General features: G+C 70.5%; 16 protein-coding genes. 10 read left to right on the top strand and 6 right to left on the bottom strand.

All coding sequences use genetic code 11. From position 1 onward, the window contains the following. On the bottom strand, positions 1–246 hold a 246-nt coding region (locus tag HJG52_RS20480; protein ID WP_206071165.1), incomplete at its 3' end, for a hypothetical protein. 18 nt (positions 247–264) lie between these two features. On the opposite strand from HJG52_RS20480, the gene HJG52_RS19455 reads away from it, so the two are divergent. Continuing rightward, positions 265–492, top strand: coding sequence for a hypothetical protein (locus HJG52_RS19455; protein ID WP_171245291.1), 228 nt, complete (start codon positions 265–267; stop codon positions 490–492). A gap of 19 nt (positions 493–511) precedes the next feature. Here the strand turns inward: HJG52_RS19455 and HJG52_RS21795 are convergent, their stop codons facing one another. The 5 genes from HJG52_RS21795 to benA form a co-directional block, all read right to left on the bottom strand. Further along, the gene (locus HJG52_RS21795; RefSeq protein ID WP_171245290.1) at positions 512–3,268 is read right to left on the bottom strand and encodes a LuxR C-terminal-related transcriptional regulator; all 2,757 of its coding nucleotides are present in this window, start codon (positions 3,266–3,268) and stop codon (positions 512–514) included. Next, positions 3,265–4,635, bottom strand: coding sequence for an MFS transporter (locus tag HJG52_RS19445; protein WP_171245289.1), 1,371 nt, complete (start codon positions 4,633–4,635; stop codon positions 3,265–3,267). Before HJG52_RS19445 ends, HJG52_RS21795 begins: the two co-directional genes overlap by 4 nt. A 76-nt stretch (positions 4,636–4,711) precedes the next feature. Then, on the bottom strand, positions 4,712–7,576 hold the full coding sequence (benC, locus tag HJG52_RS19440) for a benzoate 1,2-dioxygenase electron transfer component BenC (RefSeq protein WP_171245288.1): 2,865 nt from the start codon (positions 7,574–7,576) through the stop codon (positions 4,712–4,714). 18 nt (positions 7,577–7,594) lie between these two features. Continuing rightward, complete coding sequence (gene benB / locus HJG52_RS19435; protein WP_171245287.1) at positions 7,595–8,164, bottom strand: benzoate 1,2-dioxygenase small subunit; 570 nt, start codon at positions 8,162–8,164, stop codon at positions 7,595–7,597. After that, positions 8,161–9,570, bottom strand: a complete 1,410-nt coding sequence (benA, locus tag HJG52_RS19430) for a benzoate 1,2-dioxygenase large subunit (RefSeq protein ID WP_171245286.1) — start codon at positions 9,568–9,570, stop codon at positions 8,161–8,163. The genes benB and benA overlap by 4 nt, the downstream gene beginning before the upstream one ends. A 229-nt stretch (positions 9,571–9,799) precedes the next feature. Here benA and HJG52_RS19425 point away from each other — a divergent pair, with 229 nt between their 5' ends. The 9 genes from HJG52_RS19425 (at position 9,800) to HJG52_RS19385 (ending at position 18,358) form a co-directional block, all read left to right on the top strand. After that, on the top strand, positions 9,800–10,714 hold the full coding sequence (locus HJG52_RS19425; RefSeq protein ID WP_171245285.1) for a LysR substrate-binding domain-containing protein: 915 nt from the start codon (positions 9,800–9,802) through the stop codon (positions 10,712–10,714). Beyond that, on the top strand, positions 10,711–11,814 hold the full coding sequence (locus tag HJG52_RS19420) for a mandelate racemase/muconate lactonizing enzyme family protein (RefSeq protein ID WP_171245284.1): 1,104 nt from the start codon (positions 10,711–10,713) through the stop codon (positions 11,812–11,814). Before HJG52_RS19425 ends, HJG52_RS19420 begins: the two co-directional genes overlap by 4 nt. Before the next feature lie 37 nt (positions 11,815–11,851). Then, the gene (catA, locus tag HJG52_RS19415; RefSeq protein ID WP_171245283.1) at positions 11,852–12,727 is read left to right on the top strand and encodes a catechol 1,2-dioxygenase; all 876 of its coding nucleotides are present in this window, start codon (positions 11,852–11,854) and stop codon (positions 12,725–12,727) included. An 18-nt stretch (positions 12,728–12,745) separates the two neighbouring features. Continuing rightward, positions 12,746–13,027, top strand: coding sequence for a muconolactone Delta-isomerase (gene catC / locus HJG52_RS19410; protein WP_171245282.1), 282 nt, complete (start codon positions 12,746–12,748; stop codon positions 13,025–13,027). A gap of 127 nt (positions 13,028–13,154) precedes the next feature. Beyond that, entirely contained in the window at positions 13,155–13,457 is a 303-nt protein-coding gene (locus tag HJG52_RS19405; protein ID WP_171245281.1) for a metal-sensitive transcriptional regulator, read from the top strand. A gap of 42 nt (positions 13,458–13,499) precedes the next feature. Next, entirely contained in the window at positions 13,500–13,718 is a 219-nt protein-coding gene (locus HJG52_RS19400) for a heavy-metal-associated domain-containing protein (protein WP_171245280.1), read from the top strand. Next, complete coding sequence (locus HJG52_RS19395) at positions 13,715–14,695, top strand: hypothetical protein (RefSeq protein ID WP_171245279.1); 981 nt, start codon at positions 13,715–13,717, stop codon at positions 14,693–14,695. Before HJG52_RS19400 ends, HJG52_RS19395 begins: the two co-directional genes overlap by 4 nt. Next, a complete protein-coding gene (locus tag HJG52_RS19390) occupies positions 14,685–16,979 on the top strand; it encodes a heavy metal translocating P-type ATPase (protein WP_171245278.1) in 2,295 nt (764 codons plus the stop codon). Before HJG52_RS19395 ends, HJG52_RS19390 begins: the two co-directional genes overlap by 11 nt. Positions 16,980–17,035: 56 nt before the next feature. Further along, on the top strand, positions 17,036–18,358 hold the full coding sequence (locus tag HJG52_RS19385; RefSeq protein ID WP_171245277.1) for a cation:proton antiporter: 1,323 nt from the start codon (positions 17,036–17,038) through the stop codon (positions 18,356–18,358). Positions 18,359–18,361: the final 3 nt, after the last annotated feature.

The raw sequence follows: 18,361 nt of genomic DNA, 5'->3' as shown, positions 1-18,361 counted from the left end.
GACAACGCCCGGCGTGCCCGACTTGCCACCCGCCGAGAACACCGCCAGGATCACCCATGAGCACCGCCTCCTGGCTGGGTATTTCAACCGCCAACTGGTGCATTTACTCAGACGCACCTCGGCTGGCGAGCCATCCTGCACGCCGGCGGCATCGTCCAATGGACCGACCCCACCGGCAAACGCACCACCACCAACCCAGCCGACCACCTCGACCGCACCACCCTCACCACCGAAATCCCCGCCCACATCGGACCCGACATCCTCATGATCGCCGTCCCCCGCCCCACCGACCCAGAACCTCAGGGGCGTGACCTCATCGAGTGGAGCAACGTCCCCCGCCACTTCCTGCGACCCCTCGACCCCACCGACGACATCCCCACCCTGCTCGAGCTCCACTACGAACGCCTCATCGAGCTCCCCCAACCCACCACCGACACCATCACCTTCGACCGCCGACCACCCGAACCCGTCTACGACGAATCACCCTTCTAGTCGGATCGCCAGGTTCGGATCAGGTGTCCCCGCCCCACTGGGCCGCGAGCTCGGTGCGCGACCGCACGCCGACCTTCGCGTAGACGCTGGTCAGGTGGTACTGGACCGTCTTCGGCGAGAGGAAGAGCTCGTCCGCCACCTCACGGTTCGACCGCCCCTGCGCGACCAGGTCGGCCACCGCCTGTTCCTGCGGCGTGAGGTCCACGGCCGACCGCTCCCCGCGCGCCAACCGCACGCCGCCGGCCTTGAGCTCCCGCTCACACCTCTCGACCAACAGACGTGCGCCGAACGCGGCATACCCATCACGGGCGGCGGTCAACAAGGGGTCTGCCTCGCCCCGCTTCCCCGCCCGCCGCAACACCTGCCCATAGGCAAACTGCGTGTGCGCCCGCTCCACCCGCAACGGCAACCCATCCAGCGCCGCCACCGCCGACGTGAACGACGCCCGCGCCTCCTCCAGCTCACCCCGCGCGGCGAACACCCTCCCGCGAGCCCGCGCCAACCTGGCCGTCGCCGACCGGTGCCCCAGCCCCGCCACCCGCGCCTCATGTGGTGCCAGCAGCTCGTCCGCCTCGTCCACACGCCCCAGCGACACCAACGCGGTCGCGAGCAGCTCGACCCACGGCCAGTACCCGGGCTCGGCCACCGCCTCCGCCAGGTCGGGCATCGTCAGCGGAGTGAGCGCAGCCACGACCCCTTCGTGGTCCGCGTGCGCGTCGGCGTATGCCGCTCGCGCCAGCAGCGTGGGCACTCGCATCGTCACGTAGTCCCGAGGCACCGACTCGGCATCCCGCAGTGCCGCCAGGGCCGCGTCCTCCTCACCACGCAGGACGTTCACCTGTACAAGCGTCCAGTCGCACAGCGGCCGAGTCAGCACGATGCCCGAGCTCGCGACCAGCTCACGTCCTTGCGCAGCGGTGCGGGCGGCGTCGTCCCAGTCGCCCGACCGGTACAGCGTGCGTGCGAGCCAGGCCCTGGCCCACAACGAGATTCGTGTCGATCCTCCCTCACGTCGCAGCGGTACCGCGCGTTCCAGGGCGGCCCTCGCCGAGGGCACGTCGTCCACCGCCAGCTGAAGCCACCCGAGCCCGAGCTGCACCCGCTGCGCCTGCGCACCGTGGGTCACGCGGGCGGTGAGATCGCGGTATGCCGCGTGCGCACCTTGCGCGTCCCCGGTGCCGCCCAGCCCCAGGCCGCGGATCGCGGCCGACTCCACGACCGCCGGGTCGTCGGCCGTGGCGAACTTCGTCGCGCGGTCGGCCCAGGTCACCACGTCGCCGTAGGCACCACGGCACAGGGAGTCGAGGACGAAGCGCTGGCACAGGAGCGCCGCGACCTCCGGCTCGCGGTCGGCGTTGAGGATCTCCCACGCCCGGCCGAGTTGGGCCGCGGCGTCAGCTCCACGGCCACGCAGGATCGCGAGGTAACCCAGCACCGCGTCACGCAACGGCGTCTCCCGCAGCGCCTCGACCTCGGGCAACAACGCCATCGCCGCACCGACGTCGCCGGCGCCCACCAGCGCATCGACCGCCCTGGTGAGGCGTCGCTCGCGAAGGTGGCGGTCGGTGGACAGCCGGCTGGCACTCACCAGCAACGAGGCAGCTCGTGACCAGGAGCCTTGTCCTGCAAGTGGTTCCGCGGCCTGCTCCAGCTCGTCGGCCAGTCCGGCATCCGGCCCCGTGCCTGCGGCCACCCGGTGGGCCAGGGCGACAGCCGGGTCGGAGGCAAGCTCCGCGGCACGTCGGTGCAGCTGCGCAGCCGCCGCGTGAGCCAGACTCGCCCGCACGGCTGCCCGGACCATCGGGTCGACCGGGACCAGCTGGGGTGCGCCCGCCGGACCCGTGAGACGAACCAGACCGCTGGCCACGGCCGCATCCACCGCAGCCCACAGCTCCGCCCCGTCACCAGCGTTGGTTGCCTGGACGCTTGGGTTTCCGAGCACCTCGGCACCCAAACCTGAGTCACGAGGGGCGACCGACGCGGCGACGGCGGCGGCGAGGGCCACCGAGGGATCGAGCTCGAGCAGCGCGGACGCCTCGACGAGCGCGCGAGCCGCGGGCTCGAGGTGCTCGAGCCGTTCGGCCACCCACGTGGCGACCGACCGGGGGGCGGGCAGGTCGGCCGGAGGGTTGTCCCACGTCGACGGCTCGACCTCGGCCAGCAGCTCTGTCAGCGGTCCCGGTAGGCCGGACGTGTGCCGACGAAGTTGCTCGGCCACCCACGGGCTCAGTGAAATCCCTTGTCGCGCAGCGACCTTCTCCACCAGCGCAGCCGAGAACGGACCAAGCTCGACGACCAGGTCCGCGGAGCCGATGAGACCAGCAAGCCCCCGATCCTCGGACTTCGCCGCCAGCACGAACCGCAGGGGAGCGTCGCGCTCGTGCGCGACCAGCGAGCCCAACACCTCCAGCGACGCGGCGTCGGCAAGGTCGACGTCATCCACCACGACCAGGACGGGCGCCCCGTCGTCCCTGCCACGATCGGCGAGTCGGTCACGAAGCGCCCGAGCCGCCGTCAACGGATCCGGGTCGACGTCCGCCGACCCCACCAGCTGGTGCAGGAGCGACCCCGGACGTGAGGCTTCCCAGGGGAGGGCGACCACGCGGCATACCGGCCCGTCGAACGACGCCGCGACGGCGGCGAGGACCGTCGAGCGACCCACCCCGGGCGCACCCGTGACCAGGGCGACCGACAGGCCGAGGTCGCGCGGCCGGCGCGTCATCTGCACCAGCCGCGCGACCTCGGCGTCACGCCCGATCGGCTCCGTCGCCGTCACACCGCCACAGTAGAGGCCGCAGTGGCGGGTGTGGGACTGTCGGCGAGCACCGGGCTGGCCTCCTCGTGGCGGGCCTGCGGCACCAGCGACGTGACGAGCGCGCCGAGCAGGGAGACGCCGGCGAATACGTAGAACGCCGTCGTGCCACCCACTCCCGCGCTCACGAGAGCTCCGCCGATGACCGGCCCGACAATGCCTCCGAGCCGTCCGAACCCGGCACACCACGCGACGCCGGCAGCCCGGGCGCGGGTCGGGTAGTAGTTCGAGACCAGGCCGTAGATGAGCACCTGGGTGCCGATCGTTCCGACTCCCGCAATGGCCACCGCGGCGACCACGGCGGCGAAGGGCAGCTTGAGCGGGAGGATCGCGAGCGTGGCAGCAGCCAGCACGAAAGTCGTTGCCACCACTGGCTTCGCGCCTCGCCGGTCAGCCACGCGGGAGGCGAGGAGGCCACCGACGATGGCGCCCAGGTTGAGCACCAGGAGGAAGGTGAGCGAGTAGGACTTGCCGTAGCCGTTGCCCTGCATGATCTGCGGCAGCCACGTGTTGAGGCCGTAGGTGAGCAGCAGCCCACCAAAACTCATCGTGCCGAGCAGCAGGGTGGGCCAGGCAAGCGGCCGCCGGACGAGCGCCCCGAAACCGACGTGCGAGGCGTATGCCGCCGGGGAGGCCTGCACAGTCGGCGCGGCTTCCGGCAGGGGGACACCCGTGCGGGCCGACAGCTCCCGCGCGGCCTCGAGCCGCCCGCGGGCAACCAGCCACCGCGGCGACTCGGGGAGCTTGACGATGGCGAGCGGCAGGAGGACCACGATCGGCAACGCGCCGATCCAGAACAACGGCCGCCACCCGGCCGAGTCCGGCAGCACCAGAGCCACGAGCGCCGCCAGCACGCCGCCAGCCGGAACCCCGCTGTAGACAACGGCATTCAGCAGGTTGCGCTTCTCGGCCGGGGCGAACTCTGCGACCAGCGCCCCGACGGTGGCGACGAGCGCGCCGACGCCGATCCCGGTGAAGAACCGGAAGATCCCGAACGTCTGCACCGACGACGTCAGCGCCGTCGCCCCCATGCCGATCGAGAACCAGGCGAGGTTGACGAGGACGACGCGCCTTCGACCGATCCAGTCGCCGATCGCCCCCGCGGTCAGCGCGCCGACGAGGACGCCGATCAGGGCGTAGGAGCCGAGGGCGCCGGCCTGGGTCGGCGTGAGCGGCCCGAGCTGGCTCGGGTCCTTGAGCAGGGTGGGCACGACGGTGCCGTAGACGACGAGGTCGTAGCCGTCGAAGACGAGCGCGAGCATCGACAGGACGACGACCCACGTGGTGCTGCGCCGGCGTAAGGCGTTGTCGGCAAAGGTGGTTCTGGACATGAGGGGACTCCCTTGGAGGTAAGTGCTCAGGGGCGAGCAGAGGTGCGGACAGGTGCCAGCGGGGTTGGGTCAGGCGTCAGCCCAGGTCGCCACCGGCGACGGGCAGGACGGTGCCCGTGATGTACGACGCCTCGGGTGAGGCGACGAAGCAGATCGCAGCGGCCTGCTCGTCGAGCGTGCCGTAGCGCTTGAGCAGGGACGAGTCGACGGTCTGGTCGACGATCGTCTGGTACCACGCCTTCTCCTGCTCCGACTCCGGGGCCGGTCCGCGCGGGATCCGCCGCGCGGGAGCCTCGGTGCCGCCGGGTGCTGTGGCGACGACGCGCACACCGCTGGGCGCGAGCTCCATCGCCAGCGATGCGGTGATGGCGTTCACGCCACCCTTGGCCGCGGCATACGGGACCCGGTGGAGCCCTCGCGTCGCAACCGACGAGACGTTGACGATGGTGCCGCTGCCACGCCCCACCATGTGCGGAGCGACTGCGCGGCAGCCCCACAGCGTGGGAAAGAGCGACCGAGAGATCTCGGCCTCGATCTGCTCGGGCGGGTACTCCGTGAACGGCTTGGCCCAGATCGTGCCCCCGACGGTGTGGATGGCGACGTCGATCCGGCCGAACCTGGCAAGAGCCGCGTCGACGACGGCCTGCGCACCTTCCCAGGTCTCGAGATCCGCTGTGACCGCGAGCGATTCGCGACCCGCAGCGGCCAGCTCGCCGGCGAGGCTCTCGACCAGCTCGGACCGGTCGGCCAGCACCACGGTGCCGCCCTCGGCGCTGATCCGCCGTGCGACTGCCTCGCCGATACCCTGTGCGGCTCCGGTGACGAGGACGGCCAGGCCGTCGAACCGACCGGGGCTGACGTGGGCCGGTCGCAGTCGTTGCTGCGCGTCGGCCATCGCTCGGCGCATGGTCACCTTGGACCGCTCCGCGTGCTCGACGACGAGTCGCCGCGCGGTCGTGCGGTCGCCGGCCTCGAACGCCTCAACGATCTCGACGTGGTCGGTCGCGCACCGCGGGTGGCACCAGGTCGCGTTCCGGAGCACCTGGTCCATGTGCCCCTTGACCCCCAGCGCCTGGTAGGCCTGCAACAGGTGCTCGTTGCGGGTCTGCGCGAACAGGTAGTCGTGGAAGGCGGCGTTCGCCTCGGTGTAGGCGCCGGCGTCGACGAACCGCTCGCCCGCGACGTCGACGTAGGGCAAGGTCGACTCGGCCAGCAGACGGTAACCCGCGAGCTGCTGGGTGCTGAGCCGCCCGATGGTCAGCTCGATCGCGCCGAGCTCCAACGCCTGACGGGCCTCGAAGACGGCGTCCGACTCGTGCACCGACGGGTGCTCCTCGCCGATCTCGTATGCCGCGTGCTCACCCGAGCGCTCCGCCGCCGGTGGGGGCGTGGTCGCGGCGGTGGGGACGGCCGGGGCATCCTGCCCTGCTGTGACGGCAGTGACGGCCGAGCTGGGCGCAACCGTCGGTGCGACTGCCGGCGCCACGAGCTGTTCGACGTCACGCGCCGGGAACACGGTCTGGCGCGTCACCTCCCGCGCGGTGGCGTCGAGCACCAGCCCGTCGTCCGCGACGAGAGCAGGCGCCGCCGGGCCCGAGCGGACGGATTCCCCTGCGGCGGAGGCGAACACCGTCTGACGCGCAACCTGACGAAGCAGTGCTGCATCCGCTGCCGCGTCAACCGACGCCGCGTTGTCCGACGTCACGGCACCCAACGGCGCCGTCTCGCGCGGCACGAACACCGGCTGCCGGGTCACCTCTCGGGCCAGGTCTGGATCGGGCACCACGGTGAGGGGCACCGACCGAGGTGACGCCGCGGCATACCCGGCGTTGCGCGCAGCCGCGGGAACCTCGGTGACGTCGTCCACCGCCGCGTCGCCCTGGGAGTCGGCCGCCTCCTGGGCACCCGCCGCGGCCAGGGCGAACTTCTCGTAGTAGAAGCCGGTGGGCGTCATCCCCTTGTCAGAGAAGTGCTTTCGCACCGACTCGACCATGGCGGGCGGGCCGCACAGGTAGACCGCGACGTCCCCACCGTGGAGGTGCTCGTCCCGGATCAGCGTGGTGACGTAGCCCTTGTTGGGGGCTTGGCTGCCCGGGTCGGAGACGCAGTAGTCCCAGGTGAACCCGGGCAGGTCCGCGGCCAGGGCCTCGATCGTGTCGAGCTCGACGAGGTCTTCGTCAGTGCCGACACCGTAGACGAGGTGGATCGGCCGTTCGTTGCCGTCGGCGCGCAGCTTGCGCAGGATCGCCAGGATGGGCGCGAGGCCCGTTCCGCCAGCCAGCAGAAGCGCCGGCCGTGCGGTCTCCCGCAGGAAGAAGCTCCCGAGCGGACCGGTGAAGGTGATCGAGTCACCCACTGCCGTAACCGAGTTCAGGTGCTCGGTCATCAACCCACCCGGGCTGAGCTTGATGAGGAAGCTCAGCTCGTCGTCGTCCGGAGCACTGCTGAACGAGTACGACCGGGTCTCGTCGGTGCCCGGCACCGCAATGTTGACGTACTGCCCGGGCAGGAAGGTGAGCTTGTCGCGCTCCGCGATCTCCACGGCCAGCGCGACCGTCGTGGACGAGAGGCGGTCGAGCCGCGTCACCGTCCCGGTGAACGTCGCGGCCTGCGTCTTGGCCACGGCCGACGTCGACGCGATCTGGAGCACGAGGTCCGAGCGCGGCTTCATGCTGCACGGCAACGCGTAGCCCTCGGCGGCCTCGGACTCGCTCAGCGCGTCGTCGATGTAGGTGCCACCGTCGAAGTCACCGGACTCGCAGAACGCCTTGCACGTCCCGCACGCACCGTCGCGACAGTCGAGCGGGATGTTGATGCGGGCGCGGTACGACGCGTCGGCGACGGTCTGGTCCTCACGGCAGGTGATGAACCGGGTGACACCGTCCTCGAACGACAAGGCGACCTGGTGTCCGCCACTGGGCGGCGCGGCATACGTCGTCATGACTGCTCACCAGGCCCCTCAGAAGTGGTAGACGTCGACGACGTGGTGGATGTAGTCGTTCTTGAGCACCACGGTCTTGCGGCGGATGAGCGGCGAGTCCCCGGAGAAGTCGATCGTGTAGAACGACGTGCCGTAGTAGGGGTCGACGGTCTTGTAGCGGAAGTACATGGTGTGCCAGTTGAAGCGCACGTCCAGCACGTCACCGCGCCGCTCGATCACCTCGACGTTGCTGATGTTGTGGTTGGTCCGCGGCTCGGGGATGGAGGTCGCGCTCGAGCGCTCGGTGCGGATCCGGAAGATGCGGTCCTCCAGGCCGCCCTTGTTGGGGTAGTAGATCAGCGAGATCTCCTGCTGCGGGTCGTCGGTGAGCCGGTCGTCATCGGCCCACGCCGGCATCCAGTACTCGCAGTCGTCGGCGTAGCACTCGAGCCACTTCTCGAACTCGCGGTCATCGAGATACCTGGCCTCGCGGTAGAGGAACTGCTCAATGTCGTTCTGCGACAGTGCCTTTCCTTCAGCAACCGCAGCCTCGGGTATGCCGCCTGGCTGGGTCGTCGGGGCGGGTGCGCCGTTCGCCGTGGTCGTCATGACGCCACCGCCGTCCCGGTCGTCGCAGCCTGGCTCGCCTCGAGCTCGTCGGCGGCCGCCTGCTCCTTGGCCACGGCCTCACGCATCACCATCAGCCAGTAGCCGTGCTGCACGGGGTAGAGCCCCTCGTCCTCGTTCTTGAGGCCGGCGGAGATGACACCCGGCATACCCAACGACTCGGCGACCTCGTCGGGACCGGACAGCCAGTGCTGGGCACCACGGCTCATGTCGTTCCACGGCGCTGCGGACGCCTGGAAGGTCAGCTGGCACGACCGGAACTCCTCGAGGTCGTCCGGGGTCGCCATGCCCGAGGCGTTGAAGAAGTCCTCGTACTGCCGGATCCGCCAGGCCCGCGACTCGGCGCTCTCGCCCTTGGGGGCGATGCAGTAGATCGTGACCTCGGTCTGGTCCGGCGCGATCGGGCGGAAGTGCCTGATCTGCGTGGAGAACTGGTCCATCAGGTACACGTTCGGGTAGAGGCACAGGTTGCGGCTGCCCTTGACCATGAACTCGCCCTTGGCGTCGCCGAACCGCTCCTTGAGGTCGTCGAGCTTGCCCCAGAGCGGGCGGTCCTGCGGGTTGCCGGCCCAGGTCCACAGGCACAGGTGGCCGTTGGGGTAGGACCAGTAGCCGCCGCCGGACTTGCCCCAGCTGCCGGCGTCGAGGGTCTTGGTCTGGTTCGCCGAGTCGCCGGTGTTGCGCCGGGAGGTCGTGGCCGCGTAGTTCCAGTGCGTCGCGGTGACGTGGTAGCCGTCGGCGCCGTTCTCGGCCTGCACCTTCCAGTTGCCGTCGTAGGTGTAGGTGGACGCGCCGCGCAGCACCTCCAGGCCCTCGGGCGACTGGTCGACGAGCATGTCGATGACCTTGGTCGTGTCGCCGAGGTGCTCGTCGAGCGGCAGGACCTCGGGGTTGAGGCTGCCGAAGAGGAACCCGCGGTACGACTCGAACCGCGCCACCTTGGTCATGTTGTGCGATCCGTCCTTGTCGAAGGTGTCCGGGTAGCCGGCACCGTCGGGGTCCTTGACCTTGAGCAGGGTCCCGTCGTTGCGGAACGTCCAGCCGTGGAAGGGGCAGGTCAAGGTGGTGCGGTTGTCGGTCTTGCGCCGGCAGATCATGGCCCCGCGGTGGGCGCAAGCGTTGATGAGCAGGTGCAGCTCGCCGTCCTTGTCGCGGGTGATGACCACCGGCTGGCGACCCATGTAGGTCGTGAAGTAGTCGCCGGGGTTCGGCACCTGGCTCTCGTGGGCGAGGTAGAGCCAGTTGCCCTCGAAGATGTGCTTCATCTCCAGCTCGAAGATCTCCTCGTCGGTGAAGATCCGGCGGTTGGCGCGGTAGACGCCGGCCTGGCTGTCGTCGACGACGGCATCGGCCAGCACGTCCTTCAGGTGGTCCAGCGACTGGGTCATGGCTCCTCCAGGTGCCTCGTTGCTCCCCGGTTGGTTCGGTGGTTCGAACCACCGTGACAGCGCGACGCACCCCGTACACCGGGCAGGTGCCCAGTCATGACCCGGACATCCATTGATCGCTCCAGCCAATCAATGCGCCGAAAACAAGACCTTGTGTTGACTCAATATCCGTACCTACCGTGAATGAATCGCCCCACCGACGAGGCGACCGACCGCCCAGGAGGAACCGATGGAGCTGCGCCACTTGCGCTACTTCGTGGCCGTCGCCGAGACCTGCCACTTCGGCCGGGCCGCCGAGCGCCTCCACATGGCGCAACCCGCCCTGTCTCAGGCGATTCGCCAGCTCGAGGGCCAGCTCGGCGCGACGCTCTTCACCCGCACCACCCGACAGGTCGCCCTCACCGCCGCCGGCGAGTACCTCCTGGAGGAGGCCCGCCGCATCCTCGACGCCGTCGAGACAAGCACCTCCGGGGTCCAGCGCATCGCCGACGGCCGCCGCGGTCTGGCCCGGATCGGCTTCACCGGTACGGCCGTCTTCTCCCAGCTGCCGGCCATCGCCCGTGCGCTCGAGCGCGAGCTGCCCGAGGTCGCCCTCGAGGTGCACGCCGACCAGCTCACGCCGCAGCTGTGCGACGGCCTGCGTGACGGCGACCTCGACCTCGCGGTCCTGCGCCCGCCGGCCACGGGCGAGGGCATCGTCGTGCAAACCCTCGAGGTCGACCCGCTCGTCCTCGCCCTCCCCGCCGGGCACCGGCTCGTCGACGAGCCCGAGATCGCCATGGCCGACCTGCGCAGCGAGCCGTTCGTGCTCTACGCCAGCAAGGACTCCGCGGTCAACGAGGCCGTTCTTCGGGTATGCCGCGAGGCCGGCTTCGCGCCACGGCGCGAGCATGTGGCACCCGGTACCGCCGTCCTGCTGGCCCTCGTGGCCGCTGGCCTCGGCATCGGGCTCGTCCCGGCGTCGGCCCGGTCGATCCCGTTGGACGGCTTGGTGATCCGCGACGTCGTCGATGCCGGCAGTGTCGAGCTCGCGCTCGCCTGGCGCGAACGACCACCAGCCCTCGTCGAGTCGATCGTCGAGGTCGTCGCGAGCGCCAGCCGGTCCGCGGCACGAAAGGCCAGCACGAATCGGGCGCAGCGATGAAGATCACCACCGTCGAGGCCATCCCCTACGCCATCCCGTACCGCAAGCCGTTGCGGTTCGCCAGCGGCGAGGTCAGCGTCGCCGAGCACGTGCTCGTGCGAGTGCACACGGACGAGGGTGTGGTCGGTGTCGCCGATGCCCCGCCGCGCCCGTTCACCTACGGCGAGACCCAGGCCAGCATCGTCGCTGCGGTCCGTGACCTGTTCGCCCCCCAGGTGGTCGGCACCCGCCTGCTCGAGCGGGAGGTCGTCGCGGCCCGGCTGGCTCGCACCGTGGGCAACCCCGCCGCGAAGTCCGCAGTCGACATGGCGATCTGGGATGCCCTCGGGCGCACCCTCGACACCTCCGTCACCGACCTGCTGGGCGGCTACACCGACCGCATGCGCGTCTCGCACATGCTCGGCTTCGACGAGCCGGCCGCGATGGTGGCCGAGGCGGAGCGGATCCGCGACACCCACGGCATCACCACCTTCAAGGTGAAGGTCGGCCGCCACCCCTACCGGCTCGACACAGCGGTCGTCCGTGCGCTCCGCGAAGGGCTGGGCGCCGACATCGAGCTCTACGTCGACGGCAACCGCGGCTGGACCGCCTCGGAGGCCGCGCGCGCCCTGCACGAGATGGCCGACCTCGACCTGCTCTTCGCCGAGGAGCTGTGCCCCGCCGACGACGTCCTCGGCCGGCGCTGGCTGGTCGACCAGTGCAGCGTCCCCTTCATCGCCGACGAGTCCGCGGTCACACCGGCCGACGTGACCCGTGAGCTGCTCGCCGGAGCCGCCACGGCGGTGAGCATCAAGACCGCGCGCAGCGGGTTCACCCAGTCGCAGCGCGTGCACCACCTCGCGGAGGGCCTCGGCGTAGAGGTCGTCATGGGAAACCAGATCGACGGCCAGCTGGGGACGGTCGCCACGGTCGCCTTCGGGGCGGCATACAAGCTCACGGCCGCGCGCGCAGGTGAGCTATCCAACTTCCTCGACATGAGCGACGACCTCCTGACCGAGCCGCTCGAGATCCACGGCGGCCACCTCGCCGTCCGTCCCGGGCCCGGACTCGGGGTCGAGATCGATGAGGCCAAGCTCGCGCGCTACCGCACCGACCACTGACCACCACCAACCCACCAAGTAACCAGGAGAAGGAATCATGAGTGACACAACCGTCGCTGGCACCAACGAAACCGCCACCGCCGCCAAGTCGGGCGCCTCCGCCACCGAGCGGTTCCGCACCGACAAGAAGGCCGGCGCACAGGCCGACCCCGAGCGCGTCAACCTGCTCGCCCGCGAGGTCATCGAGGCCGTGCACGACACGATCCGCAGGCACAAGGTCACCTACGACGAGTACAACGCGCTCAAGTCGTGGCTCATCAGCGTCGGCGACGACGGCGAGTGGCCGCTGTTCCTCGACGTGTGGATCGAGCACGTCGTCGAGGAGGTCGCCACCGAGCACCGCGAGGGCAACAAGGGCACCATCGAGGGCCCCTACTACGTGCCGAACTCGCCCGAGCAGGGCGCCAAGGGCACCCTGCCGATGCGCGACGGCGAGTCCGGCACCCCGCTGGTCTGGACCGGCAAGGTCACGTCCACCAGCGGCCAGCCGCTGGCCGGGGCGAAGGTCGAGGTGTGGCACGCCGACGCCGACGGCTTCTACTCGCAGTTCGCCCCCGGCATCCCCGAGTGGAACCTGCGCGGCACCTTCACCGCCGACGAGAACGGCGACTTCGAGATCACCACGATCCGGCCAGCGCCCTACCAGATCCCGACCGACGGCTCGTGCGGCAAGCTCATCGCCGCCGCCGGCTGGCACGCCTGGCGCCCCGCCCACATCCACGTCAAGGCCTCGGCCGACGGGCACGAGCTGCTCACCGCCCAGCTCTACTTCCCGGGCGACGAGCACAACAGCGACGACATCGCCTCGGCGGTCAAGCCTGAGCTCATCCTCGACCCGAAGCCGGCCGGTGACCACGAGACGATCGAGTACGGCTTCGTCCTCGACCCGGTGCGCGCCGAGTCCGCGGCCTGACGAGGGGAGCTGCGTCACATGCTGTTCCACGTCCGGATGGACGTGCAGCTGCCGGCCGACCTCGACCCGGGCGAGCGGGATGCCCTGCTCGCCCGGGAGAAGGCCTACAGCCAGGAGCTGCAACTCGATGGCCGCTGGCCGCACCTGTGGCGAATTGCCGGCGAGTACGCCAACATCTCGATCTTCGACGTCGCCTCGAACGACGAGCTGCACGAGCTCCTCTCGGGCCTGCCCCTCTTCCCCCACATGCGGATCCACGTCACCCCCCTGGCCCACCACCCCAGCGACATCCACGACTAGGCCCGCGCCGCCGCAAACCCCCGTTGCGCGGCATACCTCGGTTTGACAGCCCGACATATGCCGCACAGCGAGGGGTTTGTCGTGTCCGGGACTTGACTGGATACCATAGGGGGGTATGGTGTCTGGCATGGAGAACACGGAGCGCCCCACCCACGGCTATACGCCGATGAAGGACAGCCACCTCAAGCGGTTGCGCCGCATCGAGGGGCAGATCCGCGGCCTGCAGCGCATGGTCGAGGAGGACAAGTACTGCATCGACATCCTCACCCAGGTGTCCGCGTCGACCAAGGCGCTGCAGTCCTTCTCGCTCGAGCTGCTCGAGGAGCACCTCGAGCACTGCGTCGTCGACGCCGCGCGCAAGGGCGGGCCCGAGGCGCAGGACAAGGTGCGCGAGGCGTCCGACGCCATCGCCCGGCTCGTCCGGTCCTGACCCGTTCTCCCCGCAAACCCCTACACCTCAAGGAGATTCACCATGAGCACACAGACCTTCGACGTCGTCGGCATGACCTGCGGCCACTGCGCCAGCGCGGTGACCGAGGAGCTCAAGGCCGTCGCCGGAGTGACCGACGTCAAGGTCGACCTGGTCGCCGGTGGCACGTCCGCCGTGACCGTCGAGGCCGACCACGAGCTGACCCCGGCTGAGGTGTCCGCCGCGCTCGACGAGGCGGGCAACTACAGCCTCGCCCAGTGAACACCGGCACGCGCCTGGGGCTCTTCGCCGCAGGCGTAGCCGTCGTGTTCGTCGCCGCGTTCGGCATCGGCCGGGTCGCAGACCTGGGTATGCCGGGTGGTGACCCGAAGGAGAAGGGCGCCGGTGAGCAGATGGCCGGCCATGGGATGACCGAGCCGACCGGCTCCACGACATCGGCAGTTTCCGGGGGTCATGGCGACTCGCACGGGTCGAAGGCCGTCGCCACTGCCGGCGCCGCGGAGCTCCCGGCAGGGCTCCAGGTGGCCGAGTCGGGGCTGCGGCTCGTGCTCGACCACCCGGAGCCCCGAGCCGGCAAGGACGTCCCGGTGTCGTTCCGCGTCCTCGACGCCGACACGAAGCCGGTCACGGCATACACGCCGTCGCACGACAAGGAGCTGCACCTCATCGCGGTGCGGCGTGACCTGTCCGGGTTCCAGCACGTCCACCCGACCCGCGACGCGGCTGGCACGTGGTCGACCACGCTGGACCTCAGCCCGGGCGCGTGGCGGTTCTTCGCCGACTTCGACCCGGCCGGGGACATCGAGCCAGTGACCCTCGGGGCTGACGCCCTCGTGCCGGGATCCTTTGCGCCGCAGCCACTTCCGAAGCCGAGCACCACCGCGACGGTCGACGGCTACACCGTCACGCTCGACGGCACCCTCGCCCCCGGCAAGGACTCCAAGCTGACTCTGTCGGTGAGCAAGGACGGCACCCCGGTCACGGACCTGCAGCCCTACCTCGCGGCATACGGGCACCTCGTGGCCCTGCGCCAGGGTGACCTCGCCTATCTGCACGTGCACCCCGATGGCGAGCCGGGCGACGGGCGCACCAAGCCCGGACCGCAGATCGTCTTCCACACCCAGGCACCCAGCGCCGGCACCTACCGGCTCTACCTCGACTTCAAGCACAAGGGCGTGGTGCGCACCGCCGAGTTCACGATGACCGCAGGAACGGAGGCCGCCTCGCATGGCCACTGACACGGACACATCCGTCGCGCCCACACGCGAGGTCGAGCTCGTCATCGGCGGCATGACCTGCGCATCCTGCGCGGCCCGCGTGGAGAAGGAGCTCAACAAGCTCGAGGGCGTCACCGCCAGCGTCAACTACGCGACCGAGAAGGCCAAGGTCACGTATGCCGGCGACGTCACCGAGGACGACCTGGTCGCCACCGTCGAGCAGACCGGTTACACCGCGACGGTTCCCCCGCCAAAGCCCGTACCAGGCACCCCCGCCAGCTCGTCGGATGCTGTTGCGGCAGAGTCGGATCCGCTCAAGTCGCTCCGTGACCGGCTGGTCGTGTCTGCACTGCTGTCCGTGCCCGTCATCGTGCTGGCGATGGTGCCGGCGTGGCAGTTCCGCTACTGGCAGTGGCTGTCGCTCGCGCTCGCCGCGCCCGTGGTGGTGTGGGGTGCCTGGCCGTTCCACCGTGCGGCGTGGGTCAACCTGCGGCACGGGCAGGCCACGATGGACACCCTCGTGTCGATCGGCACCCTTGCGGCATTCGGGTGGTCGCTCTACGCGCTGTTCTTCGGCACCGCGGGCGAGCCGGGCATGACCCACCCGTTCCGGATCGCGTTGGAGCGCACCGACGGTGCGGGCAACATCTACCTCGAGGCCGCCGCCGGGGTGACGACGTTCATCCTCGCCGGCCGGTATGCCGAGAAGCGGGCCAAGCGCACCGCCGGCGCGGCGCTTCGGGCGCTCCTGGAGATGGGCGCCAGTGAGGCGTCCGTGCTGCGCAGCGGGCCGGACGGCCGCGAGGTCGAGGAGCGGGTGCCCGCCGACCAGCTGGCCGTCGGCATGCGCTTCGTCGTGCGCCCCGGCGAGAAGATCGCCACCGACGGGGTCGTCGAGTCCGGGTCGTCCGCCGTCGACGCCTCGATGGTCACGGGTGAGTCCGTGCCCGTGGAGGTGCGAGCCGGTGACGACGTCATCGGCGCCACCGTCAACGCAGGCGGCCGGATCGTGGTGCGGGCCACCAGGGTCGGCGCCGACACCCAGCTGGCGCAGATGGCCCGGCTCGTCGAGGACGCCCAGAACGGCAAGGCCCAGGTGCAGCGGCTCGCCGACCGCATCAGCGGCACCTTCGTGCCGGTCGTGCTGGTCCTGGCCGCCGCTACGCTCGGCTTCTGGGCGGGCACCGGCGCGGGCTGGACCGCCGCCTTCACGGCCGCCGTCGCCGTCCTCATCATCGCCTGCCCCTGCGCCCTCGGTCTCGCGACCCCGACCGCGCTCATGGTCGGCACCGGGCGCGGCGCCCAGCTCGGCCTGCTCATCCGTGGCCCCGAGGTGCTGGAGTCGACCCGCACCGTCGACACGGTCTTGCTCGACAAGACCGGTACCATCACCACCGGCGAGATGGCGGTCGCGGATGTCGTTGCCGCACAGGGTGAGTCGGCCAACGAGGTGCTCGCCGTCGCGGGTGCCGTGGAGTCCGGTTCGGCGCACCCCATCGCCGCCGCCATCACGCGCGCTGCTCGCGCCGCCCACGAGACCGGCGACCTCCACCCGGTCGAGGACTTCGCCAGCGACGACGGCCTCGGCGTGCACGGCGTGGTGGGCGGCCGGGCGGTCGTCGTGGGGCGCCCGCGCCTCCTCGCCGACTGGTCGGTCCACCTGCCCGACGGGCTGACCGAGGCCCTCGACGCCGCCCAGCAGCGTGGGGCGACCGCGGTCGCGGTGGCGTGGGACGGCATACCCCGCGGTGTCATCGTCGTCTCGGACGCGGTGAAACCCACGTCGGCACAGGCGATTCGCGAGCTGCGCGCCCTCGGCCTCGCCCCCGTCATGCTCACCGGCGACAACGAGGCGGCCGCACGCACCGTCGCTGCCCAGGTGGGCATCGACGAGGTCGTGGCCGAGGTGATGCCGCAGGACAAGGCCGACGTCGTCACGCGGTTCCAGCGCGACGGCAAGGTTGTCGCGATGGTCGGTGATGGGGTCAACGACGCAGCCGCGCTCGCCCAGGCCGACCTCGGACTCGCGATGGGCACCGGCACGGACGTCGCCAAGGAGGCCAGCGACCTGACGCTGGTCCGCGGCGACCTGCGCGCGGCACCCGACGCGATCCGGCTCGCCCGCCGCACCCTCGGCACGATCAAGGGCAACCTGTTCTGGGCGTTCGCCTACAACGTGGCGGCGATCCCGCTCGCCGCGAGCGGCCTGCTCAGCCCGATGCTCGCGGGCGCCGCCATGGCGCTGTCATCCGTCTTCGTCGTGACGAACTCGTTGCGGCTCAGGCGGTTCCAGCCCACATCGTGACCACGTGAGCTGCTCGCCTCGCTGCGCTGACACCCCGTTGTTAGCGTGGCGAGGCCATGCAATCCGATGCCATCTTCCTCGTCGCGGGCCTGTGCCTGCTCCTCGCCGTTGCCCTGCCCCGTGTCCTCGGGAAGGTCGCCCTGTCACCCCCGATCGTGCTCGTCGCCATCGGCATGGTCATCGGGCTGACGCCCCTCGTGGACGGCATACCGCTGGACCCCGTCGAGGGGGGCACGGTCGTCGAGCACCTCACCGAGCTCACCATCCTCATCGCCCTGATGGGCGTGGGCCTGGCCCTCGACCGACCTCTCTTCATCCGCAGCCGCGCGTCGTGGCGCGCCTGGTCGCCCACGTGGCGGCTCCTCGCGGTCACGATGCCGCTGTGCATCGGCGGTGTCGCGCTGCTGGGATGGTGGGTGCTCGGGATAGCCCCCGCGGCCGCACTTCTGCTCGGGGCCGTCCTGTCCCCCACCGACCCGGTGCTCGCCTCCGACGTCCAGGTCGGCGGACCCGCCGACCCCGAGCGTGACGGGCTCGACGCCGAAGAGGTCGACGAGGACGACGAGGTGCGGTTCGCCCTCACGTCGGAGGCCGGCCTCAACGACGGCCTCGCCTTCCCGTTCGTGTATGCCGCGATCCTCCTCGCGAGCGCCGGCACCTTCGCGGACTGGGGACTGAAGTGGGTCACGTGGTACCTCGTCGGCAAGGTCGCCATCGGCGTGCTCGCCGGCCTGGGGGTCGGGTGGGTGCTGGGGAAGGTGGCGTTCCGCTCCTGGTCGTCTTCCCTGCGGCTCGCCGAGCAGAACGAGCCGCTGCTTGCCCTCGCAGCTCTCCTCACGGCATACGGCGTCGGAGAGGTCGCGAGCGGTTATGGCTTCCTCGCGGTCTTCACCTGCGCCATGACGGTGCGCGCCGCCGAGCGGCACCACGACTACCAGCGCTCGATGCACGAGGTGGTCGAGCGGCTGGAGCGGCTCTTCACCCTGCTCGTGCTGCTGCTGCTCGGGGTCGAGCTCACCAACGGACTGCTCGCCAACCTCGACTGGCAGGGGGTGCTGGTCGGTTTGGCACTCGTCTTCGTCTTCCGGCCGGTGTTCGGGCTCGTCGGGCTCGGCATCGCCCCGCGCCACCAGAATGAGCCCGGCGGTCTCGGACCCCGCGAGCGGCTGGCGACGGCGTTCTTCGGGGTGCGCGGGATCGGCTCGCTCTACTACCTGTCCTATGCCCTGGGGAAGGCGGAGTTTCCCGAGGCCCGGTGGCTCTGGTCGACGGTGGCGTTCACCGTGGTGCTCAGCGTCTTCGTCCACGGCGTCACGGCGACGCCCGTCATGGAGTGGCTGGACAAACGGCGCGCCGAGACCGGCGCCCGTGCGCGATGATCG

Origin of the sequence: Knoellia koreensis, assembly GCF_013041615.1 — a bacterium.
Lineage (GTDB): Bacteria > Actinomycetota > Actinomycetes > Actinomycetales > Dermatophilaceae > Pedococcus > Pedococcus koreensis.
Note: the sequence above shows the minus strand (reverse complement) of the source record. Positions and strands in the feature narration are given on the sequence as shown.